Raw genomic sequence first — 22,258 nt, forward strand, 5'->3', positions numbered from 1 at the left:
ACCACGACTCCACCTCCCTTACCTCAGGAGCAGAAGTGAAGCGCAGCAAGAACTTCCGCAGCGCGGACGCGAAGATCGACCGGGAGCGCCTGTACGCCCCGCTCGAGGCCGTCCGTATCGCCAAGGACACCTCCACCACGAAGTTCGACGGCACCGTCGAGGTCGCCATGCGTCTGGGTGTCGACCCGCGCAAGGCCGACCAGATGGTCCGCGGCACCGTGAACCTGCCGCACGGCACCGGCAAGACCGCCCGGGTCCTGGTCTTCGCGACCGGTGACCGTGCTGCGGCCGCGGAGGCCGCCGGCGCCGACATCGTCGGCTCCGACGAGCTCATCGACGAGGTCGCGAAGGGCCGTCTGGACTTCGACGCCGTCGTCGCCACCCCGGACCTCATGGGCAAGGTCGGCCGCCTCGGCCGCGTGCTCGGTCCGCGTGGCCTGATGCCGAACCCGAAGACCGGAACGGTCACCCCGGACGTGGCGAAGGCTGTCACGGACATCAAGGGCGGCAAGATCGAGTTCCGCGTCGACAAGCACTCGAACCTGCACTTCATCATCGGCAAGGTCTCCTTCGACGAGACGAAGCTGGTCGAGAACTACGCCGCGGCGCTGGAGGAGATCCTCCGTCTCAAGCCGTCCGCCGCGAAGGGCCGCTACATCAAGAAGGCCGCCCTCGCCACGACGATGGGTCCCGGCATCCCGCTGGACCCGAACCGCACCCGTAACCTCCTCGTCGAGGAGGACCCGGCAGCTGTCTGACCGGGTCGGGCCTGACGGCTCACCGAGTGGCTCAGTCGGGCCCCGCACTTCCTCCGGGAGGCGCGGGGCCCGATTTGCTTGTGGGTGACCCGTTCACGTAGTCTTCCCCAGAAGCCAAAGACCGCTGGTCGTTGCCGTGCCTTGCGAAGGGTGCGGTGGCCGAAGGATCCGCTAGGTGCGGACGACCTGCGCAGGTGTCGTGGAAAGCTCCCGGGCTCGTTCCGGTCGAGCTCAGCCCCGTGCGCCTGCGCCGGGGCGTTTCGTTTTGCCCAGCCCCTTCTGAGCGGTCCTCATCACCCGGAAGGAGGCCGACGCTCTATGGCAAGGCCCGACAAGGCTGCCGCGGTAGCCGAGCTCGCGGACCAGTTCCGTAGCTCGAACGCCGCCGTGCTGACCGAGTACCGGGGTCTCACCGTGACGCAGCTCAAGACGCTGCGTCGTTCGCTCGGTGAGAACGCCCAGTACGCCGTGGTGAAGAACACGCTGACCAAGATCGCGGCCAACGAGGCCGGGATCAACACGCTGGACGACCTGTTCGCAGGCCCGACGGCGGTTGCCTTCATCACCGGTGACCCGGTGGAGTCGGCGAAGGGTCTTCGTGACTTCGCCAAGGAGAACCCCAACCTCATCATCAAGGGCGGTGTCCTTGACGGTAAGGCGCTGTCCGCCGATGAGATCAAGAAGCTTGCGGACCTCGAGTCCCGCGAGGTTCTGCTCGCCAAGCTGGCGGGTGCCATGAAGGGCAAGCAGTCCCAGACTGCCTCGCTGTTCAAGGCGCTTCCCTCGAAGTTCGTCCGCACCGCGGAGGCGCTTCGTGCCAAGCAGGCCGAGCAGGGCGGTGCCGAGTAATTCGGCTCGCTTTCTGACCGACGCCGTCTAGGCGCAGGTCGCAGCGGGCCGGAAGTACGCCCGCCTCACATGTACATCGGCACCAGCCGAATTAGTGGAAGGACGCCATCATGGCGAAGCTCACCCAGGACGACCTGCTCGCGCAGTTCGAGGAGATGACCCTCATCGAGCTCTCCGAGTTCGTGAAGGCCTTCGAGGAGAAGTTCGACGTCACCGCCGCCGCCGCGGTTGCCGCCCCCGTCGCCGGTGGTGCCGCCGGTGGCGCCGCCGAGGCCGTCGAGGAGCAGGACGAGTTCGACGTCATCCTCACCGGTGCCGGCGACAAGAAGATCCAGGTCATCAAGGTCGTGCGTGAGCTGACCTCGCTGGGTCTGAAGGAGGCCAAGGACCTCGTCGACGGCGCTCCGAAGCCGGTCCTCGAGAAGGTCACCAAGGAGGCCGCCGAGAAGGCTGCCGAGTCCCTCAAGGGCGCGGGCGCGGCCGTCGAGGTCAAGTGACCTCGTTGAGTCTCTGACTCAGCTGCTCTCGTTCTAAGGGCGATCACCCGTTCGGGTGGTCGCCCTTAGGCGTTTCCGGGTGCCGTCCTTGCTCTTGGCGCTGCGGCGAGTATCGTGATCTTCGCCGTACGCCCCGCGGCGCCCAGGTGCCGCACGGCGCCGTGGCCGGCGACCGACCCTTCCGGAGGGCGGGGGGCCTTGACGAACTGCACGAGGCGCGCAATTCTCAGGACGCGTCGTCATACCGATTCGGATCCGAGGCATGGATCGACGACGTAGAGGGCAGTATCGATATGCGCATAGAGCGCATGGCTTTCCGCAGGAGTTGAGTACAGCGAGGGTCTCGAAGAACCCGCTCTGGACATCAGTGAGCCGAGTGGCTACACTGACCCTTTGCGCTGCCTGTTAGCTGCCTCCTGCCCGTCACCAGGGGCATGCCCACGCTCGAGCATCGATGACCGACTTCCCTGACCAGGGATATCTGCCGCTGTGCCAGCTTGGGACCGGTACGCGCGTAGTGAGTCCGAGCCCTCGGAAGGACCCCCTCTTGGCCGCCTCGCGCAACGCCTCGACCTCCAATACGAACAACGGCGCCAGCACCGCCCCGCTGCGCATCTCCTTTGCAAAGATCAAGGAGCCCCTCGAGGTTCCTAACCTCCTCGCGCTGCAGACCGAGAGCTTTGACTGGCTGCTCGGCAACGCCGCTTGGAAGGGTCGCGTCGAGGCCGCTCTCGAGAGCGGACAGGACGTCCCCACCAAGTCTGGTCTGGAAGAGATCTTCGAGGAGATCTCGCCGATCGAAGACTTCTCCGGGTCGATGTCGCTGACGTTCCGCGACCACCGCTTCGAGCCTCCGAAGAACTCGATCGACGAGTGCAAGGAGCGCGACTTCACGTTCGCGGCTCCCCTCTTCGTCACGGCCGAGTTCACCAACAACGAGACCGGCGAGATCAAGTCCCAGACGGTCTTCATGGGCGATTTCCCGCTCATGACGAACAAGGGCACCTTCGTCATCAACGGCACCGAGCGTGTCGTGGTGTCGCAGCTGGTCCGCTCGCCGGGTGTCTACTTCGACTCCTCCATCGACAAGACGTCCGACAAGGACATCTTCTCGGCCAAGATCATCCCTTCCCGGGGTGCCTGGCTGGAGATGGAGATCGACAAGCGCGACATGGTCGGTGTCCGCATCGACCGCAAGCGCAAGCAGTCCGTCACCGTCCTCCTCAAGGCTCTCGGCTGGACCACCGAGCAGATCCTCGAAGAGTTCGGCGAGTACGAGTCCATGCGCGCCACCCTGGAGAAGGACCACACCCAGGGCCAGGACGACGCGCTGCTCGACATCTACCGCAAGCTGCGCCCGGGCGAGCCGCCCACGCGTGAGGCTGCTCAGACGCTGCTCGAGAACCTCTACTTCAACCCGAAGCGCTACGACCTCGCGAAGGTCGGCCGCTACAAGGTGAACAAGAAGCTCGGCGCCGATGAGCCGCTGAACGCCGGTGTCCTCACCAGCAAGGACATCATCGCCACCATCAAGTACCTGGTCCGGCTGCACGCCGGCGAGGTCGAGACGGTCGGCGAGTCGGGTCGCAGCATCGTCGTCGAGACCGACGACATCGACCACTTCGGCAACCGTCGTCTGCGCAACGTCGGCGAGCTCATCCAGAACCAGGTCCGCACGGGTCTGGCTCGTATGGAGCGCGTCGTGCGCGAGCGCATGACGACTCAGGACGTCGAGGCGATCACGCCGCAGACCCTGATCAACATCCGGCCGGTCGTCGCCTCCATCAAGGAGTTCTTCGGCACCAGCCAGCTGTCGCAGTTCATGGACCAGAACAACCCGCTGTCGGGTCTCACCCACAAGCGCCGTCTGTCGGCGCTCGGCCCGGGTGGTCTCTCCCGTGAGCGGGCCGGCTTCGAGGTCCGTGACGTGCACCCGTCCCACTACGGCCGCATGTGCCCGATCGAGACTCCCGAAGGCCCGAACATCGGTCTCATCGGTTCGCTCGCCTCGTACGGCCGCGTCAACGCGTTCGGTTTCGTCGAGACGCCGTACCGCAAGGTCGTCGACGGTGTCGTCACCGACGACGTCGACTACCTGACCGCCGACGAGGAAGACCGTTTCGTCATCGCGCAGGCCAACGCGACGCTGGGTGAGGACATGCGCTTCACCGAGTCGCGCGTCCTGGTCCGCCGTCGTGGCGGCGAGATCGACTACATCCCCGGCGACGACGTCGACTACATGGACGTCTCGCCGCGCCAGATGGTGTCGGTCGCCACCGCGATGATCCCGTTCCTCGAGCACGACGACGCCAACCGCGCGCTCATGGGCGCGAACATGATGCGTCAGGCCGTGCCGCTGATCACGTCCGAGGCGCCGCTCGTCGGCACCGGCATGGAGTACCGCTGCGCGGTCGACGCCGGTGACGTCATCAAGGCGGAGAAGGACGGTGTGGTCCAGGAGGTATCCGCGGACTACGTCACCGTCACCAACGACGACGGCACGTACACCACGTACCGGATCGCCAAGTTCTCCCGCTCGAACCAGGGCACCTCGGTCAACCAGAAGGTTGTCGTGGACGAGGGCGCCCGCGTCGTCGAGGGCCAGGTCCTCGCCGACGGTCCGGCCACCCAGCAGGGTGAGATGGCGCTTGGCAAGAACCTGCTCGTGGCGTTCATGCCGTGGGAGGGTCACAACTACGAAGACGCGATCATCCTCAGCCAGCGCCTGGTGCAGGACGACGTCCTCTCCTCGATCCACATCGAGGAGCACGAGGTCGACGCCCGTGACACCAAGCTCGGCCCGGAGGAGATCACCCGGGACATCCCGAACGTCTCCGAGGAGGTCCTCGCGGACCTCGACGAGCGCGGCATCATCCGTATCGGTGCCGAGGTCGTCGCCGGTGACATCCTCGTCGGCAAGGTCACGCCCAAGGGCGAGACCGAGCTGACGCCGGAAGAGCGCCTGCTGCGCGCGATCTTCGGTGAGAAGGCGCGCGAGGTGCGCGACACCTCGCTGAAGGTCCCGCACGGCGAGGTCGGCAAGATCATCGGGGTCCGCGTCTTCGACCGCGAAGAGGGCGACGAGCTGCCGCCGGGCGTGAACCAGCTGGTCCGCGTCTACGTCGCGCAGAAGCGCAAGATCACCGATGGTGACAAGCTCGCCGGCCGTCACGGCAACAAGGGCGTCATCTCGAAGATCCTGCCGATCGAGGACATGCCGTTCCTGGAGGACGGCACCCCGGTCGACATCATCCTCAACCCGCTGGGTGTCCCGTCCCGAATGAACCCGGGACAGGTCCTCGAAATCCACCTGGGCTGGCTCGCCAGCCAGGGCTGGAAGGTCGAGGGCAGCGAGGACTGGATGGAGCGTCTGAAGGTCATCGGCGCCGACGAGGTCGCCCCCGGCACCAACGTCGCCACGCCGGTCTTCGACGGTGCGCGCGAGGACGAGATCTCCGGTCTCTTCGAGTCCACGATCCCGAACCGCGACGGCAACCGGATGGTCCTTCCGTCCGGCAAGGCCCACCTGTTCGACGGCCGCTCCGGTGAGCCGTTCCCGGACCCGGTCTCGGTCGGGTACATGTACATCCTCAAGCTCCACCACCTGGTCGACGACAAGCTCCACGCCCGTTCGACCGGTCCGTACTCCATGATCACCCAGCAGCCGCTGGGTGGTAAGGCCCAGTTCGGTGGCCAGCGCTTCGGTGAGATGGAGGTGTGGGCGCTCGAGGCTTACGGCGCCGCTTACGCCCTCCAGGAACTGCTGACCATCAAGTCCGACGACGTCACCGGCCGCGTGAAGGTCTACGAGGCCATCGTCAAGGGCGAGAACATTCCTGAGCCCGGCATCCCCGAGTCCTTCAAGGTGCTCATCAAGGAGATGCAGTCCCTGTGCCTCAACGTGGAGGTGCTGTCCTCGGACGGCATGTCCATCGAGATGCGCGACACCGACGAGGACGTCTTCCGCGCTGCGGAAGAGCTCGGTATCGACCTGTCCCGGCGCGAGCCGAGCAGCGTCGAAGAGGTCTGACGGGTTGGCCGGCCGCCGCTTCACCGCGGCGGCCGGCTCTCCCCGGACCCGTTCAGACCATGATTGACTCTCGACCCCGAAAGAGGGATTGACGACAAGTGCTCGACGTCAACTTCTTCGACGAGCTGCGGATTGGCCTCGCCACCGCGGACGACATCCGGACCTGGTCGCACGGCGAAGTGAAGAAGCCTGAGACCATCAACTACCGCACGCTCAAGCCCGAGAAGGACGGACTCTTCTGCGAGAAGATCTTCGGCCCGACCCGGGACTGGGAGTGCTACTGCGGCAAGTACAAGCGTGTCCGCTTCAAGGGCATCATCTGCGAGCGCTGCGGCGTCGAGGTCACTCGCGCCAAGGTGCGTCGTGAGCGGATGGGCCACATTGAGCTGGCCGCCCCTGTCACGCACATCTGGTACTTCAAGGGCGTTCCTTCGCGCCTCGGCTACCTGCTCGACCTCGCGCCGAAGGACCTCGAAAAGGTCATCTACTTCGCCGCGTACATGATCACGTTCGTGGACGAGGAGCGCCGCACGCGCGACCTGCCGTCGCTGGAGGCGCACGTCTCCGTGGAGCGTCAGCAGATCGAGAACCGTCGCGACGCCGACCTCGAAGCCCGCGCCAAGAAGCTCGAGACCGACCTGGCCGAGCTCGAGGCCGAGGGCGCCAAGGCCGACGTGCGCCGCAAGGTGCGCGAAGGCGCCGAGCGTGAGATGAAGCAGCTGCGCGACCGTGCGCAGCGCGAGATCGACCGTCTCGACGAGGTGTGGAGCCGCTTCAAGAACCTCAAGGTCCAGGACCTCGAGGGCGACGAGCTGCTCTACCGCGAGCTGCGCGACCGCTTCGGCACGTACTTCGACGGCTCGATGGGCGCCGCTGCTCTGCAGAAGCGCCTGGAGTCCTTCGACCTGGACGAAGAGGCCGAGAAGCTCCGCGAGATCATCCGTACCGGCAAGGGCCAGAAGAAGACCCGTGCGCTCAAGCGCCTCAAGGTCGTCTCCGCGTTCCTGCAGACCAGCAACAGCCCCAAGGGCATGGTGCTCGACTGCGTGCCGGTCATCCCGCCGGACCTGCGTCCGATGGTGCAGCTGGACGGTGGCCGCTTCGCGACCTCCGACCTGAACGACCTGTACCGCCGCGTGATCAACCGCAACAACCGTCTCAAGCGTCTCCTCGACCTCGGTGCCCCCGAGATCATCGTGAACAACGAGAAGCGCATGCTTCAGGAGGCCGTCGACGCGCTCTTCGACAACGGCCGTCGTGGTCGCCCGGTCACGGGCCCCGGCAACCGTCCGCTGAAGTCGCTGTCCGACATGCTCAAGGGCAAGCAGGGCCGATTCCGTCAGAACCTTCTCGGCAAGCGTGTGGACTACTCCGCGCGTTCCGTGATCGTCGTCGGCCCGCAGCTCAAGCTGCACCAGTGCGGTCTGCCGAAGGCCATGGCGCTGGAGCTCTTCAAGCCGTTCGTGATGAAGCGCCTGGTCGACCTGAACCACGCGCAGAACATCAAGTCGGCGAAGCGCATGGTCGAGCGCGGCCGCACGGTCGTGTACGACGTCCTGGAAGAGGTCATCGCCGAGCACCCGGTTCTGCTGAACCGTGCGCCGACGCTGCACCGCCTCGGCATCCAGGCCTTCGAGCCGCAGCTGGTCGAGGGCAAGGCCATCCAGATCCACCCGCTCGTCTGCACCGCGTTCAACGCGGACTTCGACGGTGACCAGATGGCCGTGCACCTGCCGCTTTCGGCAGAGGCGCAGGCCGAGGCCCGCATCCTGATGCTGTCCTCGAACAACATCCTGAAGCCGGCCGACGGTCGTCCCGTCACCATGCCGACCCAGGACATGGTTCTCGGTCTCTTCTTCCTCACGACCGACGAGGAAGAGCGCAAGGTCATCGGTGCCGGCCGCAGCTTCGGCTCGACCGCCGAGGCGACCATGGCGTTCGACAACCGCGAGCTCTCGCTCCAGGCCAAGGTCGACATCCGCTTCCCGGTGGGCACCATCCCGCCGCGTGGCTGGGTGCCGCCGGTCGCCGAGGGAGGGGACGACGGCGTCGGGGAGCGAGAGTTCCAGCAGGGTGACAGCTTCCGGCTGCGCACCACGCTGGGCCGCGCACTCTTCAACGAGCTGCTGCCCGAGGACTACCCGTTCGTCGACTACTCGGTGGGCAAGAAGCAGCTCTCCGAGATCGTCAACGACCTGGCGGAGCGCTACCCCAAGGTGATCGTGGCGGCGACGCTCGACAACCTGAAGGCGGCCGGCTTCCACTGGGCGACCCGTTCGGGCGTCACCGTGGCCATCTCCGACGTCGTCGTGCCCGAGGCCAAGAAGGCCATCGTCAAGGGCTACGAGGCGCAGGACGAGAAGGTCCAGAAGCAGTACGAGCGCGGTCTCATCACCAAGGAAGAGCGCACTCAGGAGCTCATCGCGATCTGGACCAAGGCGACCAACGAGGTTGCCGAGGCGATGAACGCGAACTTCCCCAAGACGAACCCCATCTTCATGATGGTTGACTCGGGTGCCCGAGGAAACATGATGCAGATGCGTCAGATCGCCGGTATGCGTGGTCTGGTGTCGAACGCGAAGAACGAGACCATTCCGCGGCCCATCAAGGCGTCGTTCCGTGAGGGTCTGTCCGTGCTGGAGTACTTCATCTCCACCCACGGTGCCCGTAAGGGTCTCGCCGACACCGCCCTGCGTACCGCCGACTCGGGTTACCTGACCCGTCGTCTGGTGGACGTCTCGCAGGACGTGATCATCCGCGAGGAGGACTGCGGCACCGATCGCGGCCTCAAGCTGAAGATCGCGGAGAAGGGCGCCGACGGCATCCTCCGCAAGACCGACGACGTCGAGACGAGCGTGTACGCACGCATGCTCGCCGAGGACGTCGTCATCGACGGCAAGGTCATCGCGCCGGCCAACGTCGACCTCGGTGACGTGCTCATCGACCAGCTGGTCATGCACGGCGTCGAGGAGGTCAAGACCCGCTCGGTCCTGACCTGCGAGTCCGCGGTCGGCACCTGTGCCTTCTGCTACGGACGCTCGCTCGCCACCGGCAAGCTGGTCGACATCGGTGAGGCGGTCGGCATCATCGCCGCCCAGTCCATCGGTGAGCCCGGTACCCAGCTGACGATGCGTACCTTCCACACCGGTGGTGTGGCCGGTGACGACATCACCCAGGGTCTGCCCCGTGTGGTCGAGCTCTTCGAGGCTCGTACGCCCAAGGGTGTCGCCCCGATCTCGGAGGCGGCCGGCCGCATCCGTATCGAGGAGACCGAGAAGACCAAGAAGATCGTCGTCACCCCGGACGACGGCAGCGACGAGACGGCGTTCCCGATCTCGAAGCGTGCCCGTCTGCTCGTGGGCGAGGGCGACCACGTCGAGGTGGGCCAGAAGCTCACCGTGGGTGCCACCAACCCGCACGACGTGCTGCGGATCCTCGGTCAGCGCGCGGTCCAGGTCCACCTGGTCGGCGAGGTCCAGAAGGTCTACAACAGCCAGGGTGTGTCGATCCACGACAAGCACATCGAGATCATCATCCGGCAGATGCTCCGCCGCGTGACGATCATCGAGTCGGGCGACGCCGAGCTGCTTCCGGGCGAGCTCGTCGAGCGCGGCCGCTTCGAGGGCGAGAACCGTCGTGTGGTCACGGAAGGCGGCCACCCGGCCTCCGGCCGTCCGCAGCTGATGGGTATCACCAAGGCCTCGCTGGCGACCGAGTCGTGGCTGTCGGCGGCGTCCTTCCAGGAGACGACCAGGGTTCTGACGGATGCGGCGATCAACGCCAAGTCCGACTCCCTGATCGGCCTCAAGGAGAACGTCATCATCGGTAAGCTCATCCCGGCCGGTACGGGTCTGTCCCGCTACCGCAACATCCGGGTGGAGCCCACCGAGGAGGCCAAGGCCGCGATGTACTCGGCCGTCGGCTACGACGACATCGACTACTCGCCGTTCGGCACCGGCTCCGGCCAGGCCGTCCCGCTGGAGGACTACGACTACGGTCCGTACAACCAGTAAGCGAGTCGCTCGGCCGAAGGGCGGTCACCCCGTGGGGGTGGCCGCCCTTCGGGCTGTGCGGACACGGCCGGCCTAGCGGCCGACCGCCTGCCAGAGGGCGAGGGTGAAACCGGCGGTGGCGGTGACGGCCGTGATGCTCGCCAGCGGCCAGCGGCTGCGCTCCAGCGCGTCCAGCCGCGCCTCGTGGTCGGCGAGCTGTTTGTCGGTCTGGTCGCTGCGCTGGACGAGGAGGGCGAGCGCTCCGTCGGCGCGGGCGAACCCGGCCTCCAGCGTGCCGCGGAGCCGTTCCAGCTCAAGGGCGACCATCACGGGGTCGTTCCTATCGATCTCCATCATCGGCGGCCCCCGAGTAGCTCCGGAGCCACGAGGGCAGGGTCTTCTGGACGGCCTCCAGGGCCATGATCCGGGTCAGCGCGCCGGCGATGACCAGGGCTCCGGCGACCCAGGGGAGCGTGGCCGGAAGGCCGGAGGCGTCGACGAGGGCGGGGAGCACGACGGCGATGCCGACGGCGGACTGGAGGACGGTGCGTGCCGTGCGCTTGGCGGCGTCGGACATGGTGGGTCTCCTCAGTTGGTGTACGGGACCTTCAGGGCGTTCCAGGAGGTGCGCCCGGGCATCCCGTCGGCGTCGGAGCCGCGGAAGCCGAGCTTGCGCTGCCACTTCGCGTAGCTGCGGCGGTCGGCCTCGGTCCAGCGGGGACCGGGCCCGACCGCGTACTGGGAGCACCCCTCGGCGATCAGCCGCCGGCCCATCGCGGTGATGACCGGGGAGCTGGTCCGGCCGGTGAAGAAGTCCGCGCCGGGGAAGGGGTGGTACTTCCGCGGCGGGGTGGTCTTCGGGGGAACCGGCTTCGAGGGGGCCGGCTTCGGCGGGGCCGGGCGCGGGGCGGGCTTGCCACTCGGGGCCGAGGCGAGGCGGGCGGCGATCCGGGCGCGCATGTCCGCCATGGCGAAGCCGCGCGGGTCGCTCTTGTGGTCGGACCACTCCAGGTGGCCGATGACGGACTTGGCGCTCCAGCCGTGGGCGCGGCAGATCGCGGCGGAGGCCCGCTCGACGGCGTCGAGCTGGGCGGCGGGCCAGGGGTCCGCGCCGTCGCCGAGGTTGACGCACTCGAAGCCGTAGAAGCGGGCGTTGCCGTCGACGGCCCCGGAGCTGCCCTGGTGCTTGCCGCTCGCGGGCGGGCGGCTGCCGTAGCTCTCGGCGCTGACCGCGTCGAGGACGGCCGGGTCGCCGCCGCCGGCGTGGTTGGCCCGGCCGTTGCCGACCAGATGGACGGTGCCGTCCTTGGCGATGACGCCGTGGCAGAGCGGGCCGGGCAGCGCCGCGTATCCGTTGAAGCAGAGCTCGACGGAGGAGGCCGTGCCGCTGGAGACGGTGTGGTGGATCATCACGCCGTTGACGGGGCCCCAGGCACCGGCGTGATTGCGGTTGCGGGAGCGCCAGCCGTTGCGCTCGGCAACGGTGACGCCTTCGGCGCGGAGCGCGGTGATCAGCCGGTCCGCGGTGAGGGGAGTGGCCATACGGGTCTCCTCCGAACATGCGAGAGCCCCGGGCCTCGGCGGGCGCGGGGCGGTGTACGGGTGGGGCGGGAGGGTCAGGAGGCGGGCGGCTGCGGCGGGGTGGCGGCCAGGCGGCTCGCGATCCGGGTCCGCATGCCGGGCATGGGGACGCCGCGCGGATCGCTCTTCCAGTCGGACCACTCCAGGTGGCCGATGACCGACTTGGAGGTCCAGGCGTGGACGCGGCAGATGGCGGCCGAGACGCGCTCGACGGCGTCGAGCTGGGCGGCGGGCCAGGGGTCCGCGCCGTCGCCGAGGTTCACACATTCGAAGCCGTAGAAGCGGGTGTTGCCGTCGACGGCCCCGGCGCTGCCCTGGTGCTCGTTGGTGGTCGGCGGGCGGTCTCCGTAGTTCTCCGCGATCACGGCCTTCAGGACGTCCGGGTCGCCGCCGCCGGCGTGGTTGGCGCGGCCGTTGCCGACCAGGTAGACGGTGCCGTCCTTGTCGATGACGCCGTGGCAGAGGGGGCCGGGCAGGCCTTCGTACCCGTTGTAGCAGAGCTCGACGGAGGCGGTGGTGCCGCTGGAGACGGTGTGGTGGATCATCACGCCGTTGACAGGACCCCAGGCGCCCACGTGGTTGCGGTTGTGGGTGCGCCAGCCGTCGTGCTCGACGACCGTGACGCCTTCGGTGCGCAGGGCGGCCAGGAGCTGGTCGGCGGTGAGGGGAGTGGCCATGGGGATGTCCTTCCGGAGAGCGGGAAAGCCCCGTGCCGGTGGAGGACGGCACGGGGCTCGTGGTGCGGGTGGTGCGTGGGGGTCAGGAGAGCGCGGCCCAGATCGCGTTCGAGTCCGCGAGCACCGTCGACGGGGTGAACGACGCCGGGAGCGCGGTCTGGCCCGTGGTGGGGAGCCGGCCGTGGCGGATGAAGGCGCCCGGCATCCGGGCACTGCCGCCCGGGGCCTCGCCCATGGACGCGCCGCGCATGAAGGCCGGGCCGCTGGTGTTGGGGCTCGGGCCGTTGACCACCAGTGCCACCCAGTAGTTGCCGGGAGCGGCGGCGTACGCGGTGGTCAGCGGCAGTACGGCCGTCCTGCCCTCGGTCGCGGTGAGCAGGCCGTTCAGAGCGGCCGTCTGGCCGACCTTGGCGCCGGCGCTGGTGTAGAGGCCGGCGAAGGAGGTGGCCGCGAGGGTGCCGCCCACATAACCGGGGATGTAGAACACCACGTTCCGCACGGTCGTGGCCGTGTGCAGCGGGACGCCGATCAGGTACACCCAGCCGCTGACGCAGTACTGGACGGAGTTGGCCGAGGACGCCGCCGGGTCGAACGCCCAGCTGGAGAAGCCCATCGAGCCGGGGGACCAGGTGCCGGCGGCCGAGACGGAGTCGACGTAGCCGCGTCGGGCCAGCTGGTTGGCGGTGGACGGGTTGACGCTGGTGGAGGGAGGGACCACGAAGGTCTTGGCGCCGTTCACCGTCTGGTCGCCGGTCATCAGCACGGCGTCGCCGGCCGCGACCGCCGAGACGTCGGTGGCGGTCAGCTGGACCGCCCCCGCCTGGCCGTTGACGGTCTTGACCGGGGCCGCGTTGATGCCGAGGTAGCGGGTGTCGCCGGAGGCCGGGGTCAGCGCGCCGAGATCGGCGGCGGTGACGGTGACGTCGCCGGTACGTCCGTTCACCGAGGAGACGGCGCCCGTGATCGCGGGCAGCTGCCCCGTCGGCACCTTGCCGTCGGGGCCGAGACTCGCGACACCGCCGGCCACGCCCGCCCGGTTGGCGGCGATGGCGGAGACATCGGCGGCGGTGAGGGTGATGTCGGGAGTGGTGCGCCCGTTGACGGACCGGACCGGGCCCGCCGGGCCGGCCGGGCCCATCTGGCCGACCGGGCCGGGCGGGCCGGGGACGGCCACGTAGTTCGGGGTGTTCGGGTCGGCCGGGGCCGAGTCGGCCAGGTCGATCGCCGACTGGGACGCGGGCAGTGCCATCTGGTACGCGCGGTTGCGGCCGAGTCCGGCGAGCTTCTCGGTGACCTGGTAGGTCCAGTCCACCGGGTTCCAGCCGGGGGCGTCGGTGGCCGGCAGCACGACGTTGATCCGGCCCTCGCCGTCGAGGCGGGCGACGGTCGGTCCGCCGACGAAGACGTCGGCGGTGGCGTGGGTGAGCAGGGACGGCGGGCGGAACTCGACGGATCCGCTCATCGGGCTGCCGTCCGGGGTCAGATACCGGGCGGTGACACGGACGGTGGGGATTGACGCGGGGAGCACGGAGGGTCTCCTTCACAGGTTCGGGGGCGATGGCCGACGGGGGCGGGGGACCGGATCGTCAGCCCGGTGCAGTCCTCCGGAGGCATGCGGGCATGCCTCCGGAGGAGGACGGTGCGACCGGAGGGGCGGTGCGGTCCGGTGGACGGGACCCGGGGTCAGGACTGGACGCCGTACAGCGCGAGCGGACGGCAGCGGACGGTGTCGCCCGCCGCCGCGACCTTCGCCTGGATCTCGAAGGTGACCGTCGCGCTGAAGCCGACGCCCAGGGACTCCCTGAACTCCAGGTCCGCGCCGGGGCCGCCGGCCGGACCCACCTGGACTCCGTCGACGCGGAGGCGGACTTCCGCGCCCGCCGGGCCCTGGACGGCTATCCGGGCGTACAGCCGCGGGTGCTGGGAGATGGCCGGACCGCTGTAGAGCGTGGTCCAGTCCGTGTTCCCGGTCGACTCCCAGCGGGCCACGTCGACCGGCCGGGGCAGCGGGTAGGGGATGTACGGACGGGCGAGGCCGCGCTGGGCGGCGTCGTCGGCGACGACGACGTTGCCGCGCCGGTCGAAGATCTGCACCGGCTGGGTCTCCAGCTGGTCCGGGGCGGTCGTCCGTACGGTCAGCGCCATGGATCCGTCGTCCCGGCGGATCATCAGACCCTGCTGCGGGGTGCCCGGGCCGCGGTCGGGCTGGACCCGGCCCATGTGGATCAGGTCCTCACCGCCGGCGGTCCGGACGCGCAGTCGGCCGCCGTCACCGATGACGACATCGCCGTCGCTGATCTGGTTGAGCGCGGGAGTGGTGTTGGCACTGCCCATGAGGTCCCGGATCTGCCGTTCCAGGGTGCGGATGCGGTCCAGCAGATCGGTGGGGATGATCGCCACGGGTTACACCCCTTCCAGGTAGAGCGTGGCCGTTTCCGGCTTGGTGCGTTGCGGCGGGTTCACGGCGAGCCCGACGATCCGGTAGTGGGCGTCGAGCCCGTCCTGGTGCCACAGGTCGTGGATCCGCAGCCGGATCCGGGCGCCGAGCAGGGCGGGTGTGATCCGACCGTCGAGGACGACGGTCAGCTCGGGGATGAGCTCCGGCCGGCGCTGCCGCGCCAGTTCGGCCCTGGCCAGGGAGCGGAGGGTGGCCGCGTCCTTGACAGCGCTGTGGTCCGAGGTGCGCTCCAGCCGGGGCCAGCCGCCGGTCAGGTCGGCCGGCTCGCTCTCCATGGCGGTGAGGGGCAGCGAGTCCTGGGCCTGGTCGGTGTTGTCCGACTCGCCGCGGGCGACCCAGACGTTCGCCTGCACGGTGGCGTCCGTGGGCAGGCTGTACGACAGGACGGAGCCGGGATGGTCCAGGACGATGTCCGCCTGGCTCGACTCGATCCTCGGATGCCCCAGCTGGAGCCGTTTGACGCGGCGGCCCTGACCGTCGCGGTGGCAGTGGACGCGCCACTCGAAACCGTCCGCCAGCTGTGCCAGCTTGTCGATCAGCTCCCGGACCCGGGCCAGGGCGGTGTAGCCGGACGCGAAGTCGCGCCGTATCCCCGACATCTCCGCGCCCAGACTGATCCCGATGTCGCCGCCCTCCTGTTCCTGGGCGTGGGCCACCAGGGCCCGGGCGATGTCGAACTGGTCGGCCTGGACGAGCAGCATGTCGGCGGAGAGGATGCGGTGGTCCAGGTACGAGTCGAAGGTGCCCGCCTGGAACTGCACCGTCATCCGGCCCTGTTCGTCGGTGGCGGGGGTGCAGGTCCAGAGCACCCCGCCCCACCAGATGTCCCCGTCCCGCTCCAGCCAGACCGCGGTACGGCCGGGCTGGAGGGCCTCCTTGGCGCGGGCGGCCAGGGCCGGCTCGGGCAGCGGGACGGTCGCCGACAGTGATCCCGACTTGCCGATGAAGTCGTCGAACTTGGCCTCCGTGAGCGGCAGGACGTCGAGGACCTGGTCGGTACGCAGGTCGCAGAAGACCGCCCGGTAGACGGGCGTGATGACGGCTCCGCCCATGGGGCGGCTCACAGCATCGGGTCGACGCGGATGAACCGGTTGTCGACCCAGGCGTTGTTGCTGGTGGCTGAGGACGAGTACGCGCCGACCGCGGTGTAGACCGTGTGCGGCTTGAGGCCGGTGACCCGGAAGGTGTGCACCACGGAGTGGCCGTTCTTCCCGGTCGCCTGGGCCGCCCGCTGTTCGTCGGCCGGGAGTACGACGGCGCCGGCCAGCCGGATGACCGCGGTCATCTTCGACCAGGCGCCGTCCACCGGGTTGCTGCCGAAGTAGCCGACGGTGACGAGGACCGCGCCCGAGACCGGCGTGGTGAACTGGGCGGAGATGGACGGGCCGGTGGTGTCGGTGACGGCCTCCACCCAGGTGGTGGACTTGCAGTAGCCGCCGTCGTTGTTGTAGGCCCAGCCGGTGGCGGGGACGATCGGCCGCCACACGGAGCCGTCCCAGCGCTGGAGCCTGCCGCCCTCGTCGCGGTACTGGCCCGCGTACTCGCCGGCCGCCAGCGCGCCCTGCGGAGCGACGCCGCCGATGTGCCGCGGGTAGGAGACCCACCGGGCGCCGTCCCAGCGCTGGAGCTGACTGGCGTTGTCGCGGTACTGGCCCGCGTAGCCGCCCTTGCTGTCGCGGTTCCACGACTCGGCGAGGATGCCGCCGGCCGCCACCGTGGTGTGGCGCATGTCGTAGACGGCCTTGGACCAGTCCAGACCGCCGGTGCCGACCGACGCGCCGGCCGGGACGTTGACCCGGGCGAGAGCGATGGCGCCCTCCGGCACCGGCTGCGGCTCCGGGTTGGGCGCCGGGGCGCCCTTGAGGATCTCCAGGACGGCCTCGGTGCGCCCGGAGACCGGGGCGAACTGGGCGTCGTACACCCGCAGCAGCACCAGGTCGACGCGCGGGTTGTTCGCGTCGCCGTCGTCGAAGGTGATCTGGGTGTAGTCGGTGAGGACGACCGGGTAGGCGCCGGCCGCGGGGGAGCCCTGGACGACGGCACGGCCGGGGGCGACGTTCGCCGTCATCCCGGCGGTGTCACCGTAGACGTACAGGGCGTCCATCATGTACCGGCCGTCCTTGGACCCCGGGACGACACCGGAGACGCTGGTCAGCGCGCCGCTGGGAGCCATGGTGCCGGTGGGGGCGAGCCGGGTGTCGGAGCGGGACTGACCGGAGTCGGTCGTCGTGCGGTTGATCAGCCATGCGCTGCGTACGGGCATGAGGTCCTCCTGGGAGATGCGTTGCGGACGTCGGGGAGTGCGGGGCCGGTCACCAGTGGGAGTCGCGCCAGCGGACCGTGACCGAGGCCCGGGGGTCGGGTGTCGCGTCGTCGGAGCGGAAGGCGAGCGACGTACGCCCCGGCTCCAGCCGGAACAGCTGCTCGGGCGCCGACGCGGGCGTCGCCGTGTAGAGCCGGGACGCCGTGCCGTTGAGCCGGACCGTCCCCGCCTCGGTGTCGACGGTGAGGACCTCACCGGCGCCGAGCGCGATGTCGTACTGGAGCTGGCGGCCGTCGCTGAGCCGGCTCAGGGTCGGGCGGCGCACCGGGCCGCGGAACTCGATCACCGGGTGGGCGGCCGCGCCGCCCTCGTTGACGGCGGTGAAACTGCCGGCCTCCGCGTCGCCGCCCCAGTCCATCGGCCAGTCCAGTCCGCTGCCGACCTCGTTGTCCCAGACCAGTCCGGGCTCCGGGACCGGCAGCACGGCCTGGCCCTCGCGCAGGGCGGTGCTGAAGCGGCGGGGGTCGGTCGCCGTCCACTGGAGGCTGGCCTTGGCCATGCCCTGCCGTACGTACGTGCGGTCCTGGGGGACCACCCGGCGGCTGACCCGGGCGCGGACCGCGAGCGTCTCGCCGTGCAGGCGCACCGCGAGCCAGCGCTCCCCGCCCTCGGGGCCGGTGGCCGCGCGGAACGCGGCGGTGGTGTCCGCGGCCTGCGCCGCGGTCGGCGGGACCAGCCAGACGGTGCCGGTCACCAGCCGGGGCTGCGCCCAGACCGCGCCGGGCCAGGCGCCGTGCTGGTCGGGCCGGGCGACGTCACCGGTGTCGAGGGTGGGCAGATCGTCCCAGCCGGTGATGCCGGAACGGTCGATCTGGTACGGCGTCCCGGGACCCATCAGCAGTCCGGCCCACTGGATCTGCCCGTCGCGGGTGATCAGTGAGCCGGGTGCGGTCTCGTCCGTGTATGCGATTGTGGTCTCGGCCATGACGGGCCGTCACCTCACTTTCGTCAGGCCGCGCCCTCAGGCCGCGGTCCGGTGCAGGAAGAGCAGGTCCTCGGCGACCGTGAGGGCGCTGCGGCCCTCCGGCTCGCGGTAGGTGTGCAGCCGGTCGCGGTGCGGGGAGCGGGGGCCGCCCGCCCGGTGCCCGGTCTCGGCCGGCCGCAGCCGGTCGAGCGAGGACAGGGGGCGTACGGCGGAGGCGCCGTCGCGCGAGGGGTCGACGACGCCGCCCTCGGCGAGCTGCGGGATCTTGTCGAGCTTGATGCCGAACTTCTTGCCGAGGAACTCGCCACTGAGGCTGTTGAGGCCGTCGATGACCCAGTTGGCGAAGGCGATCAGGCCCTTGATGGGGCCGGTGATGACACCGGCGAGGGTCTGGAGGCCGGTGGAGATGAAATCGCCCATGCCGCCGAGGGTGCTGGAGGTGGCGTCCTTCACCCGGGTGAACATGTCGGGGATCTTCTTGGTGATCCAGTCCAGGACGGGCTGGATCACGGTCTTGAACGCGTTCCAGGGACGGCGGACGAGAGCGCTGAGCGCCTCGGTGGCCCGGGAGATCGCGCCCTTGGCCTTGCCGAAGTCACCGGAGACGGCGGCGCCGACGACCTTGACGACGGTGGTGATGATGACGCCGACGGCCTTGAAGTAGGTGCCGATGACGGTGCCGTAGAAGGTGACGACCGGGCCGAGGAACTTCAGGATCTGCTGGAAGACCTTCAGCACGTGGTCGAAGACCTGCTTCATGATCTTCTGGCCGGTCTCGGTGTTCATGGCGTAGGTGATGATGGCCGCGAGGACGGGGACGATCAGCCCGGCCAGGAACCCGAGCGGGTTGGCGCGCATGGCGACGTTGATGCCGGTCATGACGCCGGCGGCGATGGTCAGGCCGGTGCCGAGGGCCGACATGATCCGGGAGATGGGCCCGGTGGCCTTGCCGAGGAGCCCGGAGACCTTGCCGAACGAATCCGCCCCCGAAGCCAGCGACTTCAGCGGCGCGGCCGCGCCCCTGGTCTTCCCGGCACCGCCCTTGATCTGCGTCCCGGCGGTGGCGGCGGTGCGGCCCACTTTGGTGAGCGACTGACCGGCGCCTTCGGCCCGGGCCTTGATCTGCTGGACCTGGGGGGCGGCGGAGGATGCGGAGGAACGGACGCGGTCGAGAGCGGAGCCGCTGCGGGCGACCCCGCTCCGGAAGCCGTTCAACGCGCGCGTGGCGCCGCGCACGTGGCCCTGGAGCAGCTTCGCGGCATTGGGCAGCCCCCGCAGGTGGGGCATCACCCTGTTCACGGAGACGACCAGGGCGGTGCTCATCCGCGCGCCTTCGACAGGAACAGCAGGGCGGAGGCGGTCTCGCGCAGATCGCTGGAGGACGCCTCGTAGTAGTGCTCGATCTGGAAGCCGTGCGTCGCGCCGGCGCCCGAGTTGATCGACTGGGCGCGGGCGGCCCGTGCGGTGTGGCGCAGCAGCCGGTCCAGCTTGGACAGCGGCAGGACGGCCTCGGCCTCACCGGCCTCGGCGACGATGGCGTGGACACCGCCGCGACGCGGCTGGACGACACCACCCTGAGCCAGCTGCGGGATCCTCGGCAGGCTGACGCCGAAGGTCTTGCCACCGACGAGGGGGACCCAGCTCGGGATCGAGACCTTGATGCCGTTCAGCTTGCCGATCGCACTGTTGATCAGGCCGATGACGGCGTTGATCGGGCCCTTCACAGCACCCTTGATCTTGTCGAACGCCCGGCCGGCGATGTCCTTCAGGCCGCCCCAGATGCTGGAGAGCTTGTCCTTGACGGCGCTGAACGCCCTCGGGACGACATCCCTGATCCAGTTGACCACCGGCATGATGATGCGCTTGATGCCGTTCCAGACACCGGAGATCACCGACTTCACGCCGTTCATCACCGAGGTGATGACCTTCTTGATGGCGTTGAAGGTGGTCGAGATGACCTTGGAGACCGCGTTCACGACGACCGTGACGGCCTTCTTGATGCCGTCCCAGACCGTCTTGATCAGCTTTCCGGCCGCCTTCATGATCGGGCCGATGGCCTTCATGACGGCGGTGATGACCTTCTTGATGGCGTCGAAGGCGACCTTGAGCACCTTCTGCATGGTCTTCGATCGGGCGGCCATCTCGACCACCTTCTCGATGAGCGGCATGAACAGTTCCATGAGCCGGGCGATGAAGTTGCCCTTCATGGACTTGTTGAGGCCGTTCATCCCCTTCGAGGCGTTGTCGGCACCCTTCTTGAACTGACCGACCTGGTTTCCGCTGGTCGTGCCGGTCTTTCCGGCCTTGGCGAGCGACTTGTCCGCCCGGTCGGCGGCCGACTTGAGGTTGTTCAGTTCACGAGTGGAGCCCTGCGCAGCGCTCCGAATGTTCTTGAGGCCCTGCTCACCGCGGGTGGCGCCGCTGCGGAGTCCGCTGAGCGCGCGGTCGGTGGAAGTGGCTTTGGACTGGAAATCCTTGAATGAATTGGATGCTCTACCGAGAGAGCTGACGAGAGACATGGGCCACCAGATTTCTGTGACTTAACCGATGGTGCGCGATGTTCGGTCTCCGGTTCCCCCGAGGTTGTTCACGTCGCGGGTCAACCCCTGCACCGCAGGGGCTGCCGCACGAGCGGCGTCCCCGACCGCGCGCACCGGGCCCGTGGGCGGTACCGGCGTCCGGGGCGGCGTGCGGCCACCGGCAGACGGCGTCCTTCCGGCGGGTCCTCCGGCAGACTGGGCCCGGCCGGCGGCTTGCTGCGCCTCCCGCTCGCGACGGCGACGCGCGCGGCGGGATTCCCGGGCGCGAGGAGTCGCGCCGTTACTGCCGTCGCCGCCCGCGTTACCTGCGTTGTTGGTGTTGTCGCCGTCGGCGGGTGGGGTGCGGTTGGTGTTGTCGCCGTCTGCGGGCGGGGTGCGGTTGGCGGGGTCGCTGTCTCCGGGCAGGGTGGGGTCGCTGCCATCGCCGTCGGCGTTCGCCTCGGCGGCCCTCCGCTTGATCGACATCCATCCATATTCGCTGCGCTGAATTTGGAATCCACGACCCTCTTCATTCTTGAAGAGTTCCACCTTGCTGAGCATCTTCTCGGTGAAAATTTCAAGGTTGAAAAGCGTGGGAATCTCAAATTTGAGTGCTTGCCAGGCAAGAGCAGCGCCGACAAACTCCATGGGCTTTACGTGCTGCCAAACGGAATCTGCGGTCGCCTCCTCAAGCTCCTTCTGTGTAGTAAGGTCGTTCGGGTCCGGATTTTCTTTCTGTTCACCTCCCTTCGCCGCGCCACCCTCCGGCTTGGGATCCGCCGGCGCCGGTTCCTTGTTTTCCTCCGGACCGTCGACCAGCGCCTTGGGTCGAACATCTTCGCGCTTCAGGAGGTTTTCGAGGGATTCTTTGTCTGCTTTTTTTCGCAAGTCCTCCCGCAAGGAGCTAATTTGATCAGAAAGCTGTTCATTCGTAAGTTCTGTCACGTTGTCTCACCCGCCTTGATCTGGTTCTGGGGGCGTGGTTGAATGTCTCTCTTGCCTGGTCGACTTCAAGAGGGACTGAAAGTGAACCCAGAGATCCTGAAATTAATACCGCCCTTTCTTGGACTAATTGCCCTCGCCTGGATAATCCGACGTCGACTGCTGCTGCGGGCGCGAGGGGTCGAGGTCGCGGCTCACTGTTACGACCGTGAATGGCGCGGCAAGGGCGGACCGACGTTCCTCCTCAGCTATCGAGCACCGGACGGTCGGAAAATGTCCTGCACCGCCAGTGAGAGCGACGTTCCGTCCGGAACCCGTGTCGGCACGTCCGTCACGGTCTGCTATGACCCCAGGGAGCCTGGCCGTGTGGAGACGGCCTTGACGGCGAGGAAGCCCTTGTGGAAGCAAGGGGACGTCATCACCCTCGTAGTAGTGGAAGCCGTTCTCCTGCTGATGGTCGCGTTCAGCTGAAGAACCCGGCCAGTTCGGCAGGGCCCAGCGTTTTCCGGCTCGGTGTCCTGTGCCTGTGCCGTAGGCGCGGGTTCATGCGCCTTCTTGTCACCCGAGCGTGACACCGGGCGCGACCGTCGATTTCGTTGAGCAGGGCGCTGTCACGTGGCATGTGCTTGATCAGCACTGCGAGCCGGCGGGCCGTGAGCCGGCCGCGGTGCCAATCCAGCAGGTCCACGCCGTAGTGCCTCAGGAGG

At 68.6% G+C, this 22,258-nt stretch carries 18 protein-coding genes and 1 pseudogene; 6 read left to right on the plus strand and 13 right to left on the minus strand.

Annotated features, from left to right (window positions below; genetic code table 11):
- The first annotated feature begins 35 nt into the window (after positions 1–35).
- The 5 genes from rplA (at position 36) to ABD374_RS31435 (ending at position 10,147) form a co-directional block, all read left to right on the plus strand.
- Entirely contained in the window at positions 36–758 is a 723-nt protein-coding gene (rplA, locus tag ABD374_RS31415; protein ID WP_069927476.1) for a 50S ribosomal protein L1, read from the plus strand.
- Between the two features lie 318 nt (positions 759–1,076).
- A complete protein-coding gene (rplJ, locus tag ABD374_RS31420; protein WP_028812389.1) occupies positions 1,077–1,607 on the plus strand; it encodes a 50S ribosomal protein L10 in 531 nt (176 codons plus the stop codon).
- Between the two features lie 110 nt (positions 1,608–1,717).
- Positions 1,718–2,104, plus strand: coding sequence for a 50S ribosomal protein L7/L12 (rplL, locus tag ABD374_RS31425; RefSeq protein WP_344500001.1), 387 nt, complete (start codon positions 1,718–1,720; stop codon positions 2,102–2,104).
- 547 nt (positions 2,105–2,651) lie between these two features.
- Complete coding sequence (gene rpoB / locus ABD374_RS31430; protein WP_344500003.1) at positions 2,652–6,134, plus strand: DNA-directed RNA polymerase subunit beta; 3,483 nt, start codon at positions 2,652–2,654, stop codon at positions 6,132–6,134.
- A 98-nt stretch (positions 6,135–6,232) separates the two neighbouring features.
- Complete coding sequence (locus tag ABD374_RS31435; protein WP_344500005.1) at positions 6,233–10,147, plus strand: DNA-directed RNA polymerase subunit beta'; 3,915 nt, start codon at positions 6,233–6,235, stop codon at positions 10,145–10,147.
- Positions 10,148–10,219: 72 nt separating this feature from the next.
- Here the strand turns inward: ABD374_RS31435 and ABD374_RS31440 are convergent, their stop codons facing one another.
- The 12 genes from ABD374_RS31440 to ABD374_RS31495 all read right to left on the minus strand — a co-directional run bounded on the left by ABD374_RS31440 (position 10,220) and on the right by ABD374_RS31495 (position 21,554).
- Positions 10,220–10,483, minus strand: coding sequence for a hypothetical protein (locus ABD374_RS31440; RefSeq protein ID WP_344500007.1), 264 nt, complete (start codon positions 10,481–10,483; stop codon positions 10,220–10,222).
- Positions 10,467–10,703, minus strand: coding sequence for a hypothetical protein (locus ABD374_RS31445; RefSeq protein WP_344500009.1), 237 nt, complete (start codon positions 10,701–10,703; stop codon positions 10,467–10,469). Before ABD374_RS31445 ends, ABD374_RS31440 begins: the two co-directional genes overlap by 17 nt.
- A gap of 11 nt (positions 10,704–10,714) precedes the next feature.
- Positions 10,715–11,668, minus strand: coding sequence for a peptidoglycan-binding protein (locus tag ABD374_RS31450; RefSeq protein WP_344500011.1), 954 nt, complete (start codon positions 11,666–11,668; stop codon positions 10,715–10,717).
- A 74-nt stretch (positions 11,669–11,742) separates the two neighbouring features.
- On the minus strand, positions 11,743–12,384 hold the full coding sequence (locus tag ABD374_RS31455; RefSeq protein WP_344500013.1) for a peptidoglycan recognition protein family protein: 642 nt from the start codon (positions 12,382–12,384) through the stop codon (positions 11,743–11,745).
- Positions 12,385–12,466: 82 nt separating this feature from the next.
- Complete coding sequence (locus tag ABD374_RS31460; protein ID WP_344500015.1) at positions 12,467–13,912, minus strand: phage tail protein; 1,446 nt, start codon at positions 13,910–13,912, stop codon at positions 12,467–12,469.
- Positions 13,913–14,067: 155 nt separating this feature from the next.
- Entirely contained in the window at positions 14,068–14,784 is a 717-nt protein-coding gene (locus ABD374_RS31465; RefSeq protein ID WP_344500017.1) for a hypothetical protein, read from the minus strand.
- Positions 14,785–14,787: 3 nt separating this feature from the next.
- Positions 14,788–15,894: a hypothetical protein gene (locus tag ABD374_RS31470; RefSeq protein ID WP_344500033.1), complete on the minus strand. Its 1,107-nt coding sequence runs from the start codon at positions 15,892–15,894 to the stop codon at positions 14,788–14,790.
- Positions 15,895–15,902: 8 nt separating this feature from the next.
- A complete protein-coding gene (locus tag ABD374_RS31475; RefSeq protein WP_344500019.1) occupies positions 15,903–17,105 on the minus strand; it encodes a hypothetical protein in 1,203 nt (400 codons plus the stop codon).
- Positions 17,106–17,154: 49 nt separating this feature from the next.
- Positions 17,155–18,090 carry a phage distal tail protein gene (locus ABD374_RS31480; protein WP_344500021.1) on the minus strand — a complete coding sequence of 312 codons (936 nt, stop codon included), beginning with the start codon at positions 18,088–18,090 and terminating at the stop codon, positions 17,155–17,157.
- Positions 18,091–18,126: 36 nt separating this feature from the next.
- Positions 18,127–19,413: a phage tail tape measure protein gene (locus tag ABD374_RS31485; RefSeq protein WP_344500023.1), complete on the minus strand. Its 1,287-nt coding sequence runs from the start codon at positions 19,411–19,413 to the stop codon at positions 18,127–18,129.
- Positions 19,410–20,609, minus strand: a complete 1,200-nt coding sequence (locus ABD374_RS31490; RefSeq protein ID WP_344500025.1) for a phage tail protein — start codon at positions 20,607–20,609, stop codon at positions 19,410–19,412. The genes ABD374_RS31485 and ABD374_RS31490 overlap by 4 nt, the downstream gene beginning before the upstream one ends.
- Before the next feature lie 21 nt (positions 20,610–20,630).
- Positions 20,631–21,554 carry a hypothetical protein gene (locus tag ABD374_RS31495; RefSeq protein ID WP_344500027.1) on the minus strand — a complete coding sequence of 308 codons (924 nt, stop codon included), beginning with the start codon at positions 21,552–21,554 and terminating at the stop codon, positions 20,631–20,633.
- Positions 21,555–21,635: 81 nt separating this feature from the next.
- Between ABD374_RS31495 and ABD374_RS31500 the strand changes: the two genes are divergently transcribed.
- A complete protein-coding gene (locus ABD374_RS31500; RefSeq protein WP_344500029.1) occupies positions 21,636–22,022 on the plus strand; it encodes a DUF3592 domain-containing protein in 387 nt (128 codons plus the stop codon).
- Here ABD374_RS31500 and ABD374_RS31505 read toward each other — a convergent pair.
- A pseudogene (locus ABD374_RS31505) lies at positions 22,015–22,258 on the minus strand (hypothetical protein); the annotation flags it as partial. The gene ABD374_RS31500 and the pseudogene ABD374_RS31505 sit on opposite strands and share 8 nt — an antisense overlap.

It is taken from the genome of Streptomyces enissocaesilis (genome assembly GCF_039533765.1).
Taxonomy (GTDB): domain Bacteria; phylum Actinomycetota; class Actinomycetes; order Streptomycetales; family Streptomycetaceae; genus Streptomyces; species Streptomyces enissocaesilis.

Coding starts and splice junctions, on each gene's coding strand:
- ABD374_RS31450 (WP_344500011.1), bottom strand. CDS start 11,668: ATGGCCACTCCCCTCACCGCGGACCGGCTGATCACCGCGCTCCGCGCC.
- ABD374_RS31445 (WP_344500009.1), bottom strand. CDS start 10,703: ATGTCCGACGCCGCCAAGCGCACGGCACGCACCGTCCTCCAGTCCGCC.
- rplJ (WP_028812389.1), top strand. CDS start 1,077: ATGGCAAGGCCCGACAAGGCTGCCGCGGTAGCCGAGCTCGCGGACCAG.
- ABD374_RS31475 (WP_344500019.1), bottom strand. CDS start 17,105: ATGCCCGTACGCAGCGCATGGCTGATCAACCGCACGACGACCGACTCC.
- ABD374_RS31470 (WP_344500033.1), bottom strand. CDS start 15,894: ATGGGCGGAGCCGTCATCACGCCCGTCTACCGGGCGGTCTTCTGCGAC.
- rplL (WP_344500001.1), top strand. CDS start 1,718: ATGGCGAAGCTCACCCAGGACGACCTGCTCGCGCAGTTCGAGGAGATG.
- ABD374_RS31490 (WP_344500025.1), bottom strand. CDS start 20,609: ATGTCTCTCGTCAGCTCTCTCGGTAGAGCATCCAATTCATTCAAGGAT.
- ABD374_RS31480 (WP_344500021.1), bottom strand. CDS start 18,090: ATGGCCGAGACCACAATCGCATACACGGACGAGACCGCACCCGGCTCA.
- ABD374_RS31440 (WP_344500007.1), bottom strand. CDS start 10,483: ATGATGGAGATCGATAGGAACGACCCCGTGATGGTCGCCCTTGAGCTG.
- ABD374_RS31455 (WP_344500013.1), bottom strand. CDS start 12,384: ATGGCCACTCCCCTCACCGCCGACCAGCTCCTGGCCGCCCTGCGCACC.
- ABD374_RS31485 (WP_344500023.1), bottom strand. CDS start 19,413: ATGAGCACCGCCCTGGTCGTCTCCGTGAACAGGGTGATGCCCCACCTG.